Annotated in this window: 11 protein-coding genes; 2 read left to right on the top strand and 9 right to left on the bottom strand. The window is 53.7% G+C overall.

Going from position 1 to position 17,275, the window contains the following annotated elements:
• Window positions 1–40: 40 nt before the first annotated feature.
• The gene (locus tag BLO43_RS11565; RefSeq protein WP_090907179.1) at window positions 41–3,199 is read right to left on the bottom strand and encodes an efflux RND transporter permease subunit; all 3,159 of its coding nucleotides are present in this window, start codon (window positions 3,197–3,199) and stop codon (window positions 41–43) included.
• 303 nt (window positions 3,200–3,502) lie between these two features.
• Between BLO43_RS11565 and BLO43_RS11560 the strand changes: the two genes are divergently transcribed.
• Complete coding sequence (locus BLO43_RS11560) at window positions 3,503–6,343, top strand: cation-translocating P-type ATPase (protein WP_090907178.1); 2,841 nt, start codon at window positions 3,503–3,505, stop codon at window positions 6,341–6,343.
• A 262-nt stretch (window positions 6,344–6,605) separates the two neighbouring features.
• Complete coding sequence (locus BLO43_RS11555; protein ID WP_090907177.1) at window positions 6,606–6,992, top strand: TSUP family transporter; 387 nt, start codon at window positions 6,606–6,608, stop codon at window positions 6,990–6,992.
• A 207-nt stretch (window positions 6,993–7,199) separates the two neighbouring features.
• On the opposite strand, the gene BLO43_RS11550 is transcribed toward BLO43_RS11555, so the two are convergent.
• The 8 genes from BLO43_RS11550 to BLO43_RS11515 form a co-directional block, all read right to left on the bottom strand.
• Entirely contained in the window at window positions 7,200–8,831 is a 1,632-nt protein-coding gene (locus BLO43_RS11550) for a multicopper oxidase family protein (RefSeq protein WP_090907176.1), read from the bottom strand.
• Between the two features lie 673 nt (window positions 8,832–9,504).
• Window positions 9,505–9,894 (bottom strand): BON domain-containing protein, encoded by a 390-nt coding sequence (locus tag BLO43_RS11545; protein ID WP_254773440.1) that lies wholly within the window; start codon window positions 9,892–9,894, stop codon window positions 9,505–9,507.
• A gap of 389 nt (window positions 9,895–10,283) precedes the next feature.
• Window positions 10,284–13,091 carry an AMP-binding protein gene (locus BLO43_RS11540; RefSeq protein ID WP_175443941.1) on the bottom strand — a complete coding sequence of 936 codons (2,808 nt, stop codon included), beginning with the start codon at window positions 13,089–13,091 and terminating at the stop codon, window positions 10,284–10,286.
• Window positions 13,092–13,431: 340 nt separating this feature from the next.
• The gene (locus BLO43_RS11535; protein WP_090907174.1) at window positions 13,432–14,559 is read right to left on the bottom strand and encodes an HD domain-containing phosphohydrolase; all 1,128 of its coding nucleotides are present in this window, start codon (window positions 14,557–14,559) and stop codon (window positions 13,432–13,434) included.
• Between the two features lie 288 nt (window positions 14,560–14,847).
• Window positions 14,848–15,807, bottom strand: a complete 960-nt coding sequence (locus tag BLO43_RS11530; protein ID WP_090907173.1) for a tyrosine-type recombinase/integrase — start codon at window positions 15,805–15,807, stop codon at window positions 14,848–14,850.
• Window positions 15,807–16,082: a type II toxin-antitoxin system RelE/ParE family toxin gene (locus BLO43_RS11525; protein WP_090907172.1), complete on the bottom strand. Its 276-nt coding sequence runs from the start codon at window positions 16,080–16,082 to the stop codon at window positions 15,807–15,809. The genes BLO43_RS11530 and BLO43_RS11525 overlap by 1 nt, the downstream gene beginning before the upstream one ends.
• A gap of 3 nt (window positions 16,083–16,085) precedes the next feature.
• Window positions 16,086–16,328, bottom strand: coding sequence for a CopG family ribbon-helix-helix protein (locus BLO43_RS11520; protein ID WP_090907171.1), 243 nt, complete (start codon window positions 16,326–16,328; stop codon window positions 16,086–16,088).
• A 72-nt stretch (window positions 16,329–16,400) separates the two neighbouring features.
• Window positions 16,401–17,234 (bottom strand): hypothetical protein, encoded by an 834-nt coding sequence (locus tag BLO43_RS11515; RefSeq protein ID WP_175443940.1) that lies wholly within the window; start codon window positions 17,232–17,234, stop codon window positions 16,401–16,403.
• Between the last annotated feature and the right edge of the window lie 41 nt (window positions 17,235–17,275).

Genomic DNA, 17,275 nt, shown 5'->3' with positions numbered 1-17,275 from the left:
GAAGCCATCATCCATATAGGGCATGGCATGAGAATCGAGACTATTGCGGAGTGTCTCGTCCATGGACGAGCCGATATAGCACTGGCAATACCAGCAGGGTCAGCAGCGATTGGGAAAGGGTGCTGCCCACCATCACTGTTGCCAGTGTCCGCTGTACCTCGGCACCGGTACTGGTGCTGAGAGCCATTGGCAGGAAACCGAGCGTTTCCACCCACGTTGTTATCAGAACCGGGCGCAGTCGAAGGAGGGACCCGGTCCGAATGGCATCATCCAAAGTCAAGCCCTGTGCTCGCAAATCGCGGATAAATGACAGCAGGACTAGCCCGTCCAATACCGCCACCCCGGACATGGCGATGAATCCCACCCCGGCGGAAATGGACAGGGGAATATCGCGCAACCAAAGGGCCAGGATCCCACCGGTGGCAGCCAAGGGGACTCCCGTAAATACTAGTAAGCTGTCACGAAAATTTCCGAGCATGGTATACATCAAAAGAAAGACCAGCCCAAGAGCAAGCGGGACGACGATCTCGAGACGCTTGGCCGCGAGAAACAATTGTTCGAATTGTCCTCCCCAGGTCATCCAATATCCGAGGGGAATCTGCACCTTTTCTGCGATAAGCGTTTGCGCTTTGTTGACGAAAGAGCCAAGATCCCGGCCACGCACGTTCGCGGTTACCACCACCCGGCGCTTGCCGTTTTCGCGACTTACCTGGTTGGGGCCTTGGACCAGTTCGAAGTTGGCCACCTCGCCCAAAGTAATATGGGCAGGCAGACCGGCCAGCGCAAGAGTTGCGCCACCGGCACCGATATTTGAAGCGGGGAGGCGGATAGGCAAACGCTTGAGTAGCTCGATATCGCCGCGTAATTGCTCGGGCAGGCGGACCTGCAGCTCGAAGCGGCGGTCGCCCTCATAAATAAAGCCACTAGTTCGCCCGCCGACAGAAATGGCGACAGCATCCTGTACGTCGACTGCGTTTAAACCATAGCGCGCCATTTTGGCACGATCCATCTGAATGGAGAGTACCGGCAACCCCGTGATCTGTTCCACTCGCACATCCGCAGCACCCGGAACGGTATTGAGAACATTCTCGATCTGCTCCCCCACTGTGAGCAGGGTACCCATGTCATCCCCGAAGACTTTGACCGCGACATCGGCACGCACCCCCGATAGCAGCTCGTTGAAACGCATCTGTATCGGCTGGGTGAATTCGTAGTTGTTTCCAGGTATCTTTTGCACCGCTTTTTCAATTGCGGCCACCAGTTGCACCTTGGTTTCATGCGGCCCCGACCATTCCGATTCGGGCTTGAGTATGATAAAGATGTCTGCGACGCTGGGAGGCATCGGATCGGTTGCAATCTGGGCGACGCCAATCTTGGAAAAGGTCCTGTGCACTTCTGGGAATGTCTTGATCGTTTTTTCCAATGCATTTTGCATTTCGATGGAGGTGGTCAGGCTAGTGCCGACGATACGTATCGCATGCATTGCAATATCGCCTTCGTTGAGGCTGGTCACAAATTCCGTGCCCATGCGCGTAGTGAGCAGCCCGGATAGCACGACAATCACCACCGCCGTGGTAATGGTGACTGCCTTGTTGTCCATCGCGGCGTTCAACGCGGGTAAATAGATTTTCTTTGCCCATGCTACTGCCGAACTTTCTTTTTCAGTCATCTTGCCAGAGAGAAAGAGGGCAACCGCTGCTGGAACGAATGTCAAGGAGAGAATCATTGCTCCCAGCAACGCGAGCAAGACTGTGAAAGCCATTGGATGGAACATTTTTCCTTCCACGCCCGATAGCGTGAAGACGGGCAGATAGACCACCATGATAATAAGCTGTCCGAAGAGCAAGGCGCGTCGTACTTCCCTGGATGAGTCGAACACGACTGCAAAGCGCTCAGCGGGAGTTAACTGTCGACCCAGCCGTGCCTGCTCATGGGCCAGATGCCGGGTGCAGTTTTCGACAATGATGACCGCACCATCGACGATAATACCGAAATCAAGCGCACCCAGGCTCAGCAGGTTGGCGCTAACCTCATTAGCCACCATGCCGCTCAGGGTAAACAACATCGAGAGGGGGATAATGAGAGCCGTGATCAGTGCTGCGCGCAGATTGCCGAGAGACAGGAACAAGACCACGATAACCAGGGCAGCGCCCTCTAACAAGTTATTGGCGACGGTGCGAATGGTCTTGTCAACCAAGGTGGTGCGATCGTATACGGGCGTCGCAATCACGCCTGCAGGCAGAGTGCGATTAATCTCCACCAGTTTTTCCGCTGCCGCTTGCGAGACAGTCCGGCTGTTTTCGCCCATCAGCATATGAGCTGTGCCGAGCACCACTTCTTCGCCGTTCTGCGTGGCGGCGCCGTTGCGCAGTTCCTTGCCAATAATCACGTCGGCGACATCCCTGATGCGTATCGGCACCGCTTGGGGGCTCCCCAGAAGGATGTTAGCTATCTCGTCCAGGTCTGCCACTTGTCCGGGTACCCGGACCAGATATTGCTCGCCGCTTTTCTCGATATAGCCTGCGCCCATAAGGACATTGTTGCGCTCCAGCGCAAGAACGACATCCTGTAGTGTCAGACCGAAAGAGAGCAGCTTTTCAGGATAGGGTGTGACGTGAAACTGTTTGACGAAGCCCCCCACCGCATTGACTTCGGTGACGCCCTTAACCATGCGCATCTGTGGCCGGATGATCCAGTCCTGAATTTCACGTAGATCGGTGATGTTATATGCCGTCCCATCCGGCTTTCGCGCCCCTTTTTCGACGTGAACGGTCCACATGAATATCTCGCCCAGGCCCGTGGAGATCGGCCCCATCGTCGGCACGATCCCGGCAGGCAGGTTGCTTATTGCTTCCTGAATCCGTTGGCTCACCAATTGCCTAGCGAAGTAAATATCTGTGCCGTCTTCGAAAATTACCGTTACCTGCGACAGGCTGTAGCGCGAGATAGAGCGCGTCTGCTGCAGGTGGGGTAGACCGGCCATCACCACCTCGATCGGAAACGTGATACGTTGCTCTGCTTCAATTGGTGAATAGCCTGGAGCTTGGGTATTGATTTGCACCTGCACGTTGGTTATGTCCGGTACCGCGTCAATCGGCAGTCGCTGATAACTGTAAAATCCAAGTGCCGCCATGCCCAACACCGCCATGAGGACGAATCCACGCTGTTGTATGGATATTTGTAAAATACGTTCAATCATGGGGGATTAACCTGGATAGTTTTTTGAGGTTGGTCTATGGGATTTCAGCCCGTGCTTAGTTAGTACGCAAGTCAGCGTCATTCACATAGGTTGCAAGTTGGTAAGACATACTAATTTCCTGCAGTAGCGTTCTATACTATTGTAGAAGTAGGATGTATGAAGAAAGTTAATTGTTGCGCGATTAGCCTCGGGCAGGGTGCTTGGAGAAGCCTTGGTCACAAGGAAATTACGGATCGCATCACCACCCAATGTGCATGATCCCTCCATAAGTCGTTCACGGCAAGAATAATGATCAGATAGCGCATGGCTTTCACTAGTGTCCAGCACGAGCAGAAGAATCCCTATCGGCTGTCTGTTGATGAGGCATTGGTGGCGTTCGCCTCCGATACCAGACATGGCTTGAGCGAAAGCGAAGCCCGGGCGCGGCTGGACAAGTATGGAAAAAATGAGCTGGAGGTCAAACAACCCGTTCCGGGCTGGAAAAAATTCCTTGCCCAGTTCCAGAACGTGCTTGTAGTCCTGTTGTTGATCGCAACCGCCATCTCGGCAGGATTGTGGCTGTATGAGCGCGACGCGGCATTGCCCTACGAAGCCATCGCCATTTTTGCCGTCTTGCTGCTTAACGCCGTGATGGGCTATATCCAGGAATCAAAAGCAGAAGAAGCTGTGGCCGCGTTACGGCAAATGTCCGCAGCTCAGGCCAACGTCATCCGGGACGACGCGCGGCATAACATTCCCGCGGCTTACCTCGTGCCTGGCGATATTATCCTCATTGAAGAAGGCGATACCGTTCCAGCAGACGCCCGACTAATTCATTCCGTTGCCCTGCAAACTGCGGAGGCGGCGCTTACCGGAGAGAGTACTCCGGTTTCGAAGGACACAGAACCGATCGCTGAAGAAGCCGAACTTGGCGACCGTCGCAATATGCTGTTCAGCGGCACCTATGCGACATTTGGCCGGGGCCTTGCCTTAGTGGTCGCGACGGGCCTGTATTCCCAGATGGGTCAAATCGCCGGCATGCTGGAGGAAACGCCGCAGGAGACCACTTCTCTTCAAAAGGAGCTTGCACATCTAGGCAAGCTGCTGGGAATAATCGTTGTAGTTATCGCCCTAGTTATGATCGCAACGATTATTTTTGTCGAACATGTAAGCGGTTTTACCGCAATCCTGGACGCGCTTATCTTGGGTGTGGCACTGGCCGTCGCGGCGATACCCGAGGGGTTGCCAGCGGTCATCACGGTCGTCCTTTCCCTCGGCGTGCAGCGCATGGCGCGCCGGAACGCCATCGTCCGACATCTCCCGGCGGTGGAAACGCTGGGGTCGGCTACAATGGTTGCGTCCGATAAAACCGGCACGCTCACCAGAAATGAGATGACTGTGCGCGCGGTTGTGACCGCAAGCGGGCGCGTAGCCTTCGGCGGCTCGGGTTACTCGCCCGATGGGGAAATGAGGCGTGAACCAGATGTAGAGGAAAGCTCCGGCAATCATCAGAAAAAAGTACACGGTGCATTGCAAACCGAATTGGAGTGCGCGCTTACTGTAGGCGACCGAGCCAGCAACGCGGTCCTGCAAGAGAATGACGGACATTGGACGATACAGGGTGACCCCACGGAGGGAGCGCTTCTCGTTGCCGCACGCAAGGCGGGGCTGGGAAAGGAGGTGCTGGACGCGCGTTTCGAACGCGTGGGAGAGATTCCCTTCTCCTCCAAGCGCAAGCTGATGACGACAATCCATATCGATGCAAACGCTCAGATGAAAGAGCGGCTACTCGTCTTCACGAAGGGCGCGCCCGACCTGTTGCTCGGGTGTTGTTCATCCGAACTGGTGGGGAAAGAGACAAAACCGTTGACCGAGGAACGCCGCACGGCCATCCTGAAGGTGAATGAGAAGCTTGCAAGCGAAGCGCTGCGCTCTCTGGGCGTTGCCTTTCGCTCCATGCCCGCGGATGAGATCGAACTTAATAGCGTCGATGAAAACATCGAGCAGGATCTCGTGTTTGCGGGCTTAATCGGCATGATCGACCCACCGCGCCAGGAAGCAGCAGAAGCAGTTGCACGGGCGAGGATGGCTGGCATTCGCGCGATAATGATCACCGGCGACCATCCCATCACCGCAGTGGTTATCGCCGAACAACTCGGCATCACCCGGCACGGGAGCACCCGAGCGGTCACTGGCTCCGAGCTGGAGAAAATGACGGACGAGAGGATGGATCAAACCGTTAGGGAAGTGTCGGTATACGCCCGGGTTAGCCCGGAACACAAGCTGCGTATTGTCAAGGCGTTGCAGCGAGTGGGCGAGGTCGTGGCAATGACGGGGGACGGCGTAAACGACGCCCCTGCCCTGAAGACGGCCGACATTGGCGTTGCCATGGGTATCACGGGTACGGACGTATCGAAGGAAGCCGCCGACATGGTGCTCGCGGATGACAATTTTGCTTCCATCATTGCAGCTGTCGAAGAAGGGCGGGCGATTTTCGCCAATATCCGCAAGTTTCTGCGCTATCTGCTCTCATCTAACATCGGCGAAGTACTAGCCATGTTCTTCGGTGTGATTCTGGCGGACGCGATCGGATTGTATGCCGAAGAACAACTCATCGTACTCCCGTTGCTCGCGACCCAGTTGCTGTGGATCAATCTAGTAACAGATGGAGCCCCTGCGCTTGCACTTGGCGTCGATCCGCCAGATGCAGATGTAATGCGCAAACCGCCCCGCGCCAAAGGTGAAGGGGTCATTACGCGCCAAATGTGGGCGGGTATTGTCTATGTCGGCCTGACCATGGCTGGTAGCACAATACTGGTGCTGGACGCCTCCCTGCCAGGCGGATTCATAGAAGGCTCCGGCAGTATGCGCTACGCGCAGACCATGGCGTTCACCACGCTCGTTCTGGCTTCGCTCTTTAATGTGCTCAACGCCCGCTCGGATGAGCAGAGCGCTTTCTTCGGCCTGTTTTCCAACAAATGGCTGCTTGGCTCGATAGGTTTGTCGATCCTTTTGCACCTCACGGTCGTTTACGTGCCCTTTCTGCAATTGGCGTTTTCGACCGTGAGCTTGAGCATCGAGGACTGGATCCTGTGCACGCTTGCCGCAAGTTCGGTACTGTGGTTGTGCGAGCTGAGAAAACTGATCAAGCGCAAATTAAGTTAAGGGGATGGCCCCCTGTGTAAAAAACGAAAGCTGAAATATCGCGCAGTGACTCTTATTGCGCTTGCAGGCCCGTTAGCGTCACCCATAGGGATCTTTATTGCGCGGGAAACACCTGACGCCCCGTTGCTACTGCTGTTCGCCGCAGTGCTGGGTTATGTCGCATTTCAAATGTTTCGAAAGAGCATGAGAGTTCGGCGGAAACAGTGAGAGAAGAGCATGCCTCAGCCCCCTGTCAACTCGATGAGCTCGCCGGCCGGTTGATCTGGACGGGACCTGCGCACGGTATCTGGCACTGTCTGGCGTCATCGCGGGCTTTTTATCCGGACTCCTCGGGGTTGGGGGCGGATTTGTCATTGTTCCGGCGCTTCAAAAAGCCACTAATCTTTCTATGCAGCATATTGTCCCTACCTCGCTTGCCGTGATCGCAATCGTTTCGGCCGCAGGCGTAGCATCCAGCGTCGCGGTCGGCGGACTCAACTGGTGGCCAATCGCTGTGCCGTTTGTGATCGGGGCGGTCGCAGGCCTGCTGCTCACGGGCGCATTCGCGCAACGTTTTTCGGGTCCTAGACTGCAACAAGTTTTTGCCCTTTTGGCAGCCATTGTGGCAGGCAGTATGTTTGCCAAGGGGAGCATGGCTCTGGCAACCTGAAAAGACAGATACGCTTTGATCAGCTTATCCAGGGCTGACCAGTACGCTACCTCGTCATAATGCCAATTTCAAATCAACCGCTCCCTCGAGATTACAAAAGAATCCATGAGGGGCACGAGATGGCTTTCCTTTCTGTTAATCGATCCCGGGTGCTTCTCTACGAGAAGAAGGAAGAGTCAACTAACAATCACGAGAAAGCTCGCATACTCAGCTCACATGGAAATTTCGCATCATTCCCAAATCTTCATGCTCAAGATTGTGGCAGTGGTAGAGAAACAGTCCCGTATAATCTTCAAACGGTTTGATGATATCGATCTCCTCGCCTGGCATCACCAACACGGTATCTTTCCATCCGCCGTTAATGAACCCCTCCCGGACAGTCGCATAGCTGCCGGTGTCCTCATGGGTCATGGTTCGAGAAACCACGCGAAATTGCTGACCATGTAGATGGATAGGATGTGGCGTGGCCATCATCCCCATGCCCCCCATTCTGCCTCCCCTCATTCCACCCATGCCTCCCCCCATTCCGCCAGGTTCGTTGGTTATGCGGATTTTCTGGATAGTATTGACGGGAATCCTTTCGATATCCATTGTTTCAAACATTTCAAAAGATCTGCCATTTAATTGAGCCGACATATGCCCCATGGTGGCAGCAATCGGAACGGGACGATCTGGATTCGATACGCCGCGGTCAGTCAATTTGCGCATCTTGACAAGACTCTTTGGGAGCTTGGGCGATTCGCTGACCTTCCCGCTGATATGAAACTTTGCTACCGAAATGGATTCACCGAGGGCCGGTCCCCTCCTCCCCATGCCACCCATTCTGCCTCCCCTCATTCCACCCATCCCGCCTCCCATCCCCATTGCGCCCATTTGTGGCAACTCATACTCGAGACTGCGCAGCCACAGATCGGTTCCAGGCTTCCGGCCACTGAAATCGACCCATAATTCCACGCGCTCCGCGGGCGCAAGCATGATGTAAGGGCGAGTCTGGGGTGCTTCGAGCAATCCTCCATCGGTGCCGATGGCGGTTAACGGAGTGCCATCTTCCCAGCCGAGTTTGTAGATTCTCGAATTCGATCCATTGAGCACGCGCACGCGATACGCCCTGGTTTTCACAGGAATGACGGTGTCTGCCTGGCCGTTGACCAGAATCGTATCCCCGAGGAAACCCGTCATCCTTTCATGCATTCCAAATATATATTGCAATTGATTGCCGGCGGTAAACCGGCGGTCCTGAATGATGAGGGGAATATCATATTCCCCGTCTGGCAGGCCCAACTTCTGCTCCTCTTCGTCCGTTACCGTGATTAATCCAGCTTGACCCCGATAGACCTGCGGGCCTGTCATATCGTGGGGATGAGCATGATACCAATTTATTCCCGCAGGATTCTTCACCTCAAATTCGTATACATATCTCTCACCTGGCTCTATCACAGACATTGGATGGCCGTCCATTTTCTGCGGCACGTGCATCCCATGCCAGTGCATAATCGATGGTTCGGGCAGCTTATTGTAGTAAAAAATCCGAACTTTTTGCCCGTGTGTGAGTCGCATAATCGGCCCCAAGTAGCTAGGCATCGTTTTTAATGCGGATTGAGGGCCGCGTAGCACCTTACCCTCGTATTTGAAAACGCTGGTGTGAGCGCCATGCAAAATTGGCACTTCGGCTATTTGCGCAACAAATTCTATTTCCACGTCGGGTTTGAATGAGGGGTCGGGCTCGGTATTGAGAATGTACCTGTCTTCAGTGCGCGCGAAATTGGGCAATGCCGCGGCCACTGTTCCAGCTAATGCATATTGCAGGAACTGACGTCGCTTGTGATCAAGATATTTCATGTTTTCCTCTTGCTTTCCACTCAGTATTCGGGGCTTTCATGCCTGAACTGCCAATAAAAATTTCCCATGTTTCGGTGTTGCTTTTCAACGCTAGGCCCTCCAAGGACGCCCACCGTTCGGTATGCAAATATTTCACAGAACCCGTGACGACGGATCACGGTGGGTGTTATGAGTACGGCTTGTGTTAGTGTTATGGTTTTTAGCTTACGCTTTATTTCCAATTCGATCTTCCCCTATATTTTATTTTTTCAGCACATATACTGAGATGGCGGGTGGAGAAGCTTACCAACCAGGCATTTATCGCTGATCTCCTATCCAACTAGCTGTCTGAAATCGAGCTTTGAACGCAGTGAATCTCCTGTGGATATCGGGTTTAACACTTGGAGAAAATACCATGATCAGCAGAAAGAAATCCATGTCGCTCGAAAAGAGTGAAGTAGTTTAGGTGTATTAACAGGCATTTGACGGCTAGGCATCTGCGCACCGATCCAGCCCATTAGCCCGATTGAGCGCCATTGGCGAGAGCCAGCCCGAAAGCATGACTAGGGTAAAGATACACAGCAGGGAGCAAAGTGAAGGATGAAAGTATTTTGTCGAACGCTCCGCCTTGCGTAAAAAATTCAGAAATAGCGTTATTTATGAATATGACATATAACAGGACCTCGGAATGGCGCTAGTACTGCCACTTGAATTGCATCTCGTCTCTCACGTTTTTCACTCCCTTCACCCCCCGCGCGATTTCAATGGCTTTTTTCATGACGAGTATAGAGCTTACTGCGCCTTTCAACCTGACCGTGCCTTGGTGGGTTTCGACGCCAATCCCCTCATCCCTGAGCGAGGGTTCCCTGTAAATTGCTTCTTTCACCCTGGCTGTAATGGCGCCATCCACGTTCTTGTCCGTATCGGTTGTGTTAATTTCTCTGATGAGTTTGTGCGCACCCATTTCCTGCTCAGTTATCGTTGAGCAACTGGGAAGTCCAGCCATTAGAATGGCAAAGAAAAGCGCGATCAGACTGTTGAACATATTGAGTAAGGAGGCAAACACCTTTAGGCCAAATATCACTTTATTGCATTTTCGATGCTTGTTTTCAGTCAGAAACCCAGGCACATTAGAGGGCCTGCTGTTATGTGAAACTGGGCCTGCCAACCCTAATTAAATTTGCGTGTATCGACTTGGGGGTTAAGCCTAGCATCAAAAAAAGCCCCCGCTGGGGCGATATTTCTAAATATGGCTTGCATGGGTTTGCTATTTTGATGAGGCGGTGCTGATGTTATGATTGCAGAGTTTTCTGAAAAGAAACAAGTGGCATAATGTAGGCATACAACAGCTGCAACTTTGCCAATTTATCAAAACAGGCCGGTGGGCCGCGTCATGCATCCTCCGAAAGAGTGGGGCAGGACTAGTGTCCGTACCTATTTTCCCCATGCTGTTTATCCCGAAGCGTGCACGGCCTAAACTCTTGGTGCGAGATCCGGTTCTCCGCACAGACGCAAGATTTCCGTGCGAGCTGCGTCCCGCAAATGAATGGCGGCGGCCCAGTCTTTTCCATCTGGCAGGATTGGCTTGCTGATCGTGATGGTTATTACGCCGCGGCGCGGAAACCAGTGGTCAGCGCGAAGGATGGAACGCGCGCCATGAATGCTGACAGGCACGATTGGCACCCCGGCTTCCGCCGCCACCACAAATGCGCCCATATGGAACGGCAATAAGCCGGGAATGCGGGTGAATGTGCCCTCCGGGAAAAATATTGGGCAACAACTGGACTTCAAGGAGAGCGCCACCTGCTTCAATTCCTCCACACCGCGGTCCGGATCGAAGCGTTCAACAAAATTCGATCCAATGTGCTGCAGATAAATGCGCGAAATGATATTGTCCAGCAGTTCGTGCTTGGCCACGAAACTGAAATACCCCGTGGCACTGAATCTGCCTGGCAGAGCCGCGACGAGCATGATTCCATCAAGATAGCTGGTGTGGTTTGCAACCAGCACACACGGTGTCTTGCACGGCAGATTTTCCAACCCGCGAACCGCTAATGGCGTTCCCGACAAACGTATGAGGAGATGTGCGGCCCCGCGGCTGACCATCCAGCCCGAGGAGGGCCGGGGCAGCAGCGCGATTGACAGCCAGGTCACCGGCGCCAGCAAGCAGAACAGTACCCATACATATGCAGCGTAGAGAACGTCGGATGCCTCCCTGCTGCCGCGGCGCAACTGAGGCAGCAAACCAGCGCATGCCAGGCGGATCACCTGCCACCAGACCGGGCGAGGGGGAGCTAGTCCTTTTTCATACAGCTCACGGCAGGCCGTCCGACGAATCTTGCCACTCGACGTTTTGAGTACACTATGGATAGGCACCAGCATAATATCGTCTGCTGGCATTCCCAGCATATCCAGAGTTAGGGCATTGATCTGGCCCCGCAGCTCCTCATACTTCCGGGAATCGATATCGCGCATTTCGGCTAGCACCACCAGGCGTTCTGTACCGGAAACAGGGTCCGGGCTGCCAAAAACCGCGACGCATCCCTTACGAATGCCGGGGATACTACCCACCGCCTCTTCCAGCTCATGGGGGTGGATATTGCGCCCGGCACGAATGATGATGTCCTTTGCACGCCCGGTCAGATAGAGATCACCAGCGGCGAGATAAGCGAGATCGCCGGAATTCAGCCACCCGTCGCGGAACAACAAGCGATTCTGCTCCGGGTTACGGAAGTAACCACTTGTAGCGGACGGTCCTTTGAATTCCAGGTACCCTTCCACCCGCTCTCCCACCTCATTGCCTGTGGCATCAACAATTTTGATCTGGTGGCCCGGAAGCGGCCGGCCGCAGGACACAAAGCGCAATATGTCCGCATCTTCGCTGCCGGCTGGATCCGCCTGACCGGAGCGTGTGAATTTTTCCCGTTTAATACGATCGATCAGCGGCCCGCGGCCCGGCGGCGGAAAGGCTAACCCTACCGAACATTCCGCTAAGCCGTATACGGGCGCAATTGTTTCCGGTTGCAGCCCGTAGCGGGTGAAGCGCTGCGTAAAATTGATGATAGTCTCGGGAGTTACCGGCTCTGCACCGTTAAAAGCCATACGCCAACTCGATAGGTCCAATCCATCCAGAACATCCTCCGGGATCTTGCGGAGACATAGCTCATAGCCAAAGTTGGGGGACGCCGAAAGGGTGCCGCGGTGCTGATGGATCGCCCACAACCAGCGTTCCGGCCGTGCCAGAAAGGTGATGGGTGACATCACCACCAACGGACAAGCGTAGTACAGACTGCCCAGCCAAGCGCCGATCAAGCCCATGTCATGGTATAACGGCAACCAGCTGACAAACACATCCGTGGAAGTGACCTGCGCAGCCTGTCCCATCGCGCGGATATTGGTGAGTAAATTGGTATGAGTCAAGGCAACGCCCTTCGGGTTGGCGGTACTCCCGGAAGTGTATTGCAACAGCGCGATATTCCCCGCCTGGACGTGATACTTTGGCATTGCTCCGGAAAGGGACAACTCGGCCACAGTTGTAATCGCGCGCAACGTCTCCACCTGAGCCTGGAGCAGTCTCGCCACAGGTTTCGCCTCGGGCACCGTAATCAGGACGATAGCGAGCGCGTTGGACAGAATGCCCGCATGCCGGCGCAAGTGATCTTCGATCTGCGAGATGCGAGCCGGGGGATAAATTGGCACGGGAACTCCACCCGCCAGCAGCGCCCCGAAGAAACAGTAGAAATAGTCGTGGCTGGTCGGCAGCATGATTGCTACGGACTGCCCAGGCTGCAGTCCATATTCCAGCAACCCCAACGCAATCTCGTCGGCACTTTTCCGCAATGTGGCGTAGGAGAGTCCAACTTCCTGGTTCGCTTCCTCCAGCAACGTAATATGTGTCCGGTGCGGATGCTCGTGCACATGCCAGTCAAGGGCTTCCGTTAGCGTAAGTGCATCGGATGGTTCGGCGTGTATGCGAACGGGGGCTTCGCTTCTGGGCAGGTCTTTCACCGGTGCCACCGCGGGCGCAGCAGTCAACACTGCTTGTAACAGATCGCGTGGCGTTTCAGCATTGGCCAGCGTTCGTTCCGGCAGATTAATTCCGAAAACACGTTCAAGACGTGAGATCAATTCCACTCGTCCGAGACTGTCAAACCCCAGATCCCGCTCTAGGGAGTCATCCAGGGTTACAAAGATATTTTTACCGGAATGTACGTGTGATTCAGCTGCAAGCTCACGCACGGTTTCCAGCAGAACGCCAGCTGCTTCTTCCGTCCTAACCACCTTTTTCCTTGTCTGGCTTTCAGGCAAATCTGATCTCCCTCGCCACCAAAACCATTTCGTTCGACGCGATAATTGCCTGCGTGCATAGTCAGGAAACCCCGCTGTTTTAGGGGTCAGCTCAATTCAATGTTGGCACCAAATTAAATTTATAAGCTATAGAATCTATTAATTCTTCACTTTACTGAGGTACGATTTTTCCGTTTCGGGAGCTGGTCCCTAATAGCGCCATAGCAATACTGAACAACAACCATATCAGCTAGTAAGCCGACATAAAAATAAAATCGACTTTATAGGCTGAAAGTAGCGTTTCCTGGAAACCTGCGAGTCCGGCTACCATCGTCTAGCCATAAGTATCTTCCTGGAAACGATCCCGGATCTCTTCCAACTGAGCCCTGTTCTTGATGAGCGCCTCGACGCAATCTGCATCGAGCTTACTGCCGGCAAGTTTCCGCAATTCCTGAAAGGCGTCGTCGATGCTCCATGCCTCCTTATAGGGACGGTGGCTGGTAAGCGCATCAAATACATCGGCCACCGCAACGATGCGCGATTCCATGGGAATCTCCTCGCCGCGCAGACCGTGGGGGTATCCCCCTCCGTCCAGGGTTTCGTGGTGGTATTCAGCGATGTTGCGCAGAATATTGAGATATTCGAATGACTCCAGCCCGAAATCCAGCAGCATGGTGTCAATGATCTGGCGACCCTTTTGAGGATGCGTTCTCATGATCTCCCGCTCGCTCATGTCAAGTAAGCCAGTCTTGAGCAGGACGCTGTCGGGGATGCCGATTTTCCCAATATCGTGCAGAGGCGAGAATAAGAACACATGCTCGACATATTCGTCATCGAATCCATATTTTGGCGCCAGTTCTTTTGCCACAATTCTGGCATAGCGGGACATGCGGTCAAGGTGCGCGCCGGTTTCCGTATCGCGAAGGTTGGCGAAATCACGTGCGGTATGGACGGTGGAAATAAGGGTACGTATCGAAGTGAATTCGCCAATCACGACCAGCGAAATCAGATGGGCAAATACGTCGAGGAAGTGTAGCGCTTCTTCGTTAAAGACATTCTTGCGATATGAATTGAAAAATACAAACCCGAAGAATTCGCCATTGGAATACATAGGCATGGTATAGCTCGCGCCATAACCCTGCTCTGCGATACGCCGGGTATGTTCATGCAGGCCTGTGGCAAATATGGCCAAGTCATTCACAATACGCGGCTTGCCGCTTTTCAGTATCTCCTGCAGCGAACTGGCTTCGCTCAGCCTGGCTTGATATTGCCTGAGCGGTTGGTCTCCGCCGCTACTGTGAATGAAGGTCTTCAGCTCATCCGTCTTGGGATCATAGATTGCCACTGATATACGGTCGATGAAATCGAAGCGCCTGCTCAGCGCGTCATGCAAGCTCTTCAGTTTTTCCGAAAGCGGCGCGTAACGATTGAGAGCATTCAGGGTATCGTGATCATGGGGCATGGCGTATGCGATTCAGGTTCGTTCAGGTAATTGTGGCACACAATGGAGACCAGCTTGGGAACAAGGGTGTGCTCTTCGCGCACCCCCCAGCATCTCATAGCGCAAGCTATCCGCCCATAAGAGGTAGTATGATCAGCCTACACGCAATCCGTAGCCGGTATCACGTACTTTATTACCCTGCCAGGTAGCTTTTCTTCCCTTCAGCTTGGTCGTGTTTACCCATAACAACCGTATCGGCTTCCAGCGCCTCCCTTTCTTGCGGATTACGTCAACCGCGGCGAGCTCCCGTCAGATCACAATTCGCTCGATCTCATCGAGGGAAACTTGGTCGTTTCTCCGGTCATAGAGTCCAGTGGTGCGCGCACTTTCATGGGCTGCCATTTGCTGTGCTATTTCGAGTTTGCCACCATTGCGTAAGTACTCAGTAATGCCTGTGGCACGGAAGGAGTGATTACCAATCTTGGTAAAGATGGCAGCTTCAGCCGACCGTCTGCGGATCATGCGGTATGCATCGGCTTGACTCATTGGGCGATCTGAAAGCTGTCCGGAGCGGCGGAGTGCCGTACGAAACAGAATGCTTTTGCCTTCCGTCAACTTGGCACCGTTGATATAAGCGTGCAAGTATTCATCAAGATTATGATGGCAGGGCATTTCGTGCCGCTTTCCGCCTTTCTCATATAGTCGTATCCACGTGCGACGCCCCTGCACATAAACATCCTCAATTTTGATCTGAAGTGCCGCTCCAACTCGGGCAAAGGTATAAATCATCAAACCAATCAAGGCTCGATCGCGTAAACCGACGAGAGTGCTGGTATCAATAGAGTCCAGCAGGGCGCGTGCTTCATCCGCGGCCAGAACGGGTGTTTTTCCTTTTCTGACTGAATGCTTGGGACCGCGCACGGCACTCGCGGGATTGGTAGCGAGAATTTGGCCGACCACCAACCAATCGAACAACATACGAATTGCGGCCAGATGTTGCTTCACCGTTGGGGCGGATAATCGCTGCCATTGAATCTCAATATAAGCCGCTATGTGCACCGGCTCGATATCGCTGAGTTCGGTCAGCCCGTTAGCTTCGCACCAGGTCGCAAATTCTCCTACAGCCCAGGCGTACGCCTTACGAGTGTTGGGATTACGGATATTGGCCGTAAAGAACTCGATGAAGCGCTTGCCGGCATCTGCAGTCGGGGCGAACAGCACCGGCAACGAGACCGAACTTTGAAGCGAAGAGAGCCGGATCTCGGACATTAACGATCCTCCCGGGCATGCCAAAGCCGAAGGATATAAATCAAGTTTTCAGTAACTTCATAACGCAACTCGTAATCACCCACAATTACACGCCGCACATCGCGAGGTGCAAACTCTTCAAGGGACACTCCAAGCTGAGGATAGGTCAGAAGCTGCTCTGCACCCCCCATCAATTGCTTGATGACTTTTACTGCTGCGAGGGAATTTACTGGCGCAAGAAAGGCATGAATGCGAACTAGGTCGCGCTCAGCACTAACCGTCCATTTAAGGGCCATGGATTAGGCAGACTTATCGAGGCTTGTAGCCCAAGCATCAAGTGAAGCATGATCAACGATGCGACCGGCATCGACATCTGCCAAACCCTCCAATGTAAGCTGATAACGTTTTGCTTCAAGTGCGATCCATGAAGTCAAAGCCTGTTTGACGATCCATCCCTTGGGTCGATCAAGCCGTGTAGCAAGTTGGTCGATCTGTTCCGCGAGTTCATTTGGAATGTGAGCAGTAACGACACGTGTATTCATATCCAATCCTTATGAATTATTGTTAATCATATAAAATCAATCATAATCATATTTATTTTTATTGTCTAGTCTCTAGTTAGGGAAATGCAGTTTAAATCTTACCGCGTTTTGTGAATGATAACGTCCTTTATCATTCACAAAACTTCGATAAATCTTTGCTTGCAGATCATCGGCACCCGGTTGGCTTTTACTAAACGGGAAGCTGTAGAGACGGCTTATAGCTACCATCATTCCCACCCTCAAAGTCATATTCGTACAAAATGGTTTTATTCGGGGACTCCTCCTTGCAATGATCCAGTACCCAATTTGTGGATAATGGGGAAATCGGTTTCCCGCAATCGCACACAGCCGCTCTCCAGCATTTCGCTCATTTTCGCTCCCCTTTCTCAGCCAATCCCATCCAGCGTTCGCGCCCCGGCCGTCTGTCTGGATCATCGCCCCCGGCGCATACCCTTCGCATCTTCGGGGAAGCGTGCGTATCGGTTCATAGTTCCGGCTTGCCAGGATTTCACCGCGCCGGGCAGCCAGACATACTCCGCGCCCGGTCAGATTCGCGCATTGGCCACAAAGGCGTCGGTCATCGTTGAAGGCGGCAGGGCGCGGCACGTCTGCAGCCTGGCTGATGAAGTAGTCCCGCGCATCTGCATCGGTGCGGCACTGATTCAACACGACCGCGATGATCTCGAAGTCAGTTTCCCCGATATGAGCCAGCCATGCCCGGACCGTGGCTTCATCGTGGGCAGTCAATGGCGCAGTCGGTTGCCGGGGTATCGGCTCGAAAGGTTCCGCTGCGCTTGCGTCCGGTTGCCACACCAGAATCTCGGCATAGGTCGCTGGGGGAGAGCAGGCCACTTCCACCGGCGCATGGTGAGGATAGTGAATCCGCCACCAGTAAGAAGCGGTCACCGCATCGTCAGCGCCGATTTTTGGGATAGGGTTCGCGGTTT

The organism is Nitrosospira sp. Nsp13, from assembly GCF_900101945.1.
GTDB classification, from domain to species: domain Bacteria; phylum Pseudomonadota; class Gammaproteobacteria; order Burkholderiales; family Nitrosomonadaceae; genus Nitrosospira; species Nitrosospira multiformis_D.
The sequence above is the reverse complement of the archived record's forward strand: the minus strand, read 5'-3'. Positions and strand labels throughout refer to the sequence as shown.

Bases quoted from the DNA above. Each gene is read 5' to 3' on its own strand.
- BLO43_RS11535 (WP_090907174.1), bottom strand. From the start codon at position 14,559: ATGCCCCATGATCACGATACCCTGAATGCTCTCAATCGTTACGCGCCG.
- BLO43_RS11530 (WP_090907173.1), bottom strand. From the start codon at position 15,807: ATGTCCGAGATCCGGCTCTCTTCGCTTCAAAGTTCGGTCTCGTTGCCG.
- BLO43_RS11525 (WP_090907172.1), bottom strand. From the start codon at position 16,082: ATGGCCCTTAAATGGACGGTTAGTGCTGAGCGCGACCTAGTTCGCATT.
- BLO43_RS11560 (WP_090907178.1), top strand. From the start codon at position 3,503: ATGGCTTTCACTAGTGTCCAGCACGAGCAGAAGAATCCCTATCGGCTG.
- BLO43_RS11550 (WP_090907176.1), bottom strand. From the start codon at position 8,831: ATGAAATATCTTGATCACAAGCGACGTCAGTTCCTGCAATATGCATTA.
- BLO43_RS11565 (WP_090907179.1), bottom strand. From the start codon at position 3,199: ATGATTGAACGTATTTTACAAATATCCATACAACAGCGTGGATTCGTC.
- BLO43_RS11520 (WP_090907171.1), bottom strand. From the start codon at position 16,328: ATGAATACACGTGTCGTTACTGCTCACATTCCAAATGAACTCGCGGAA.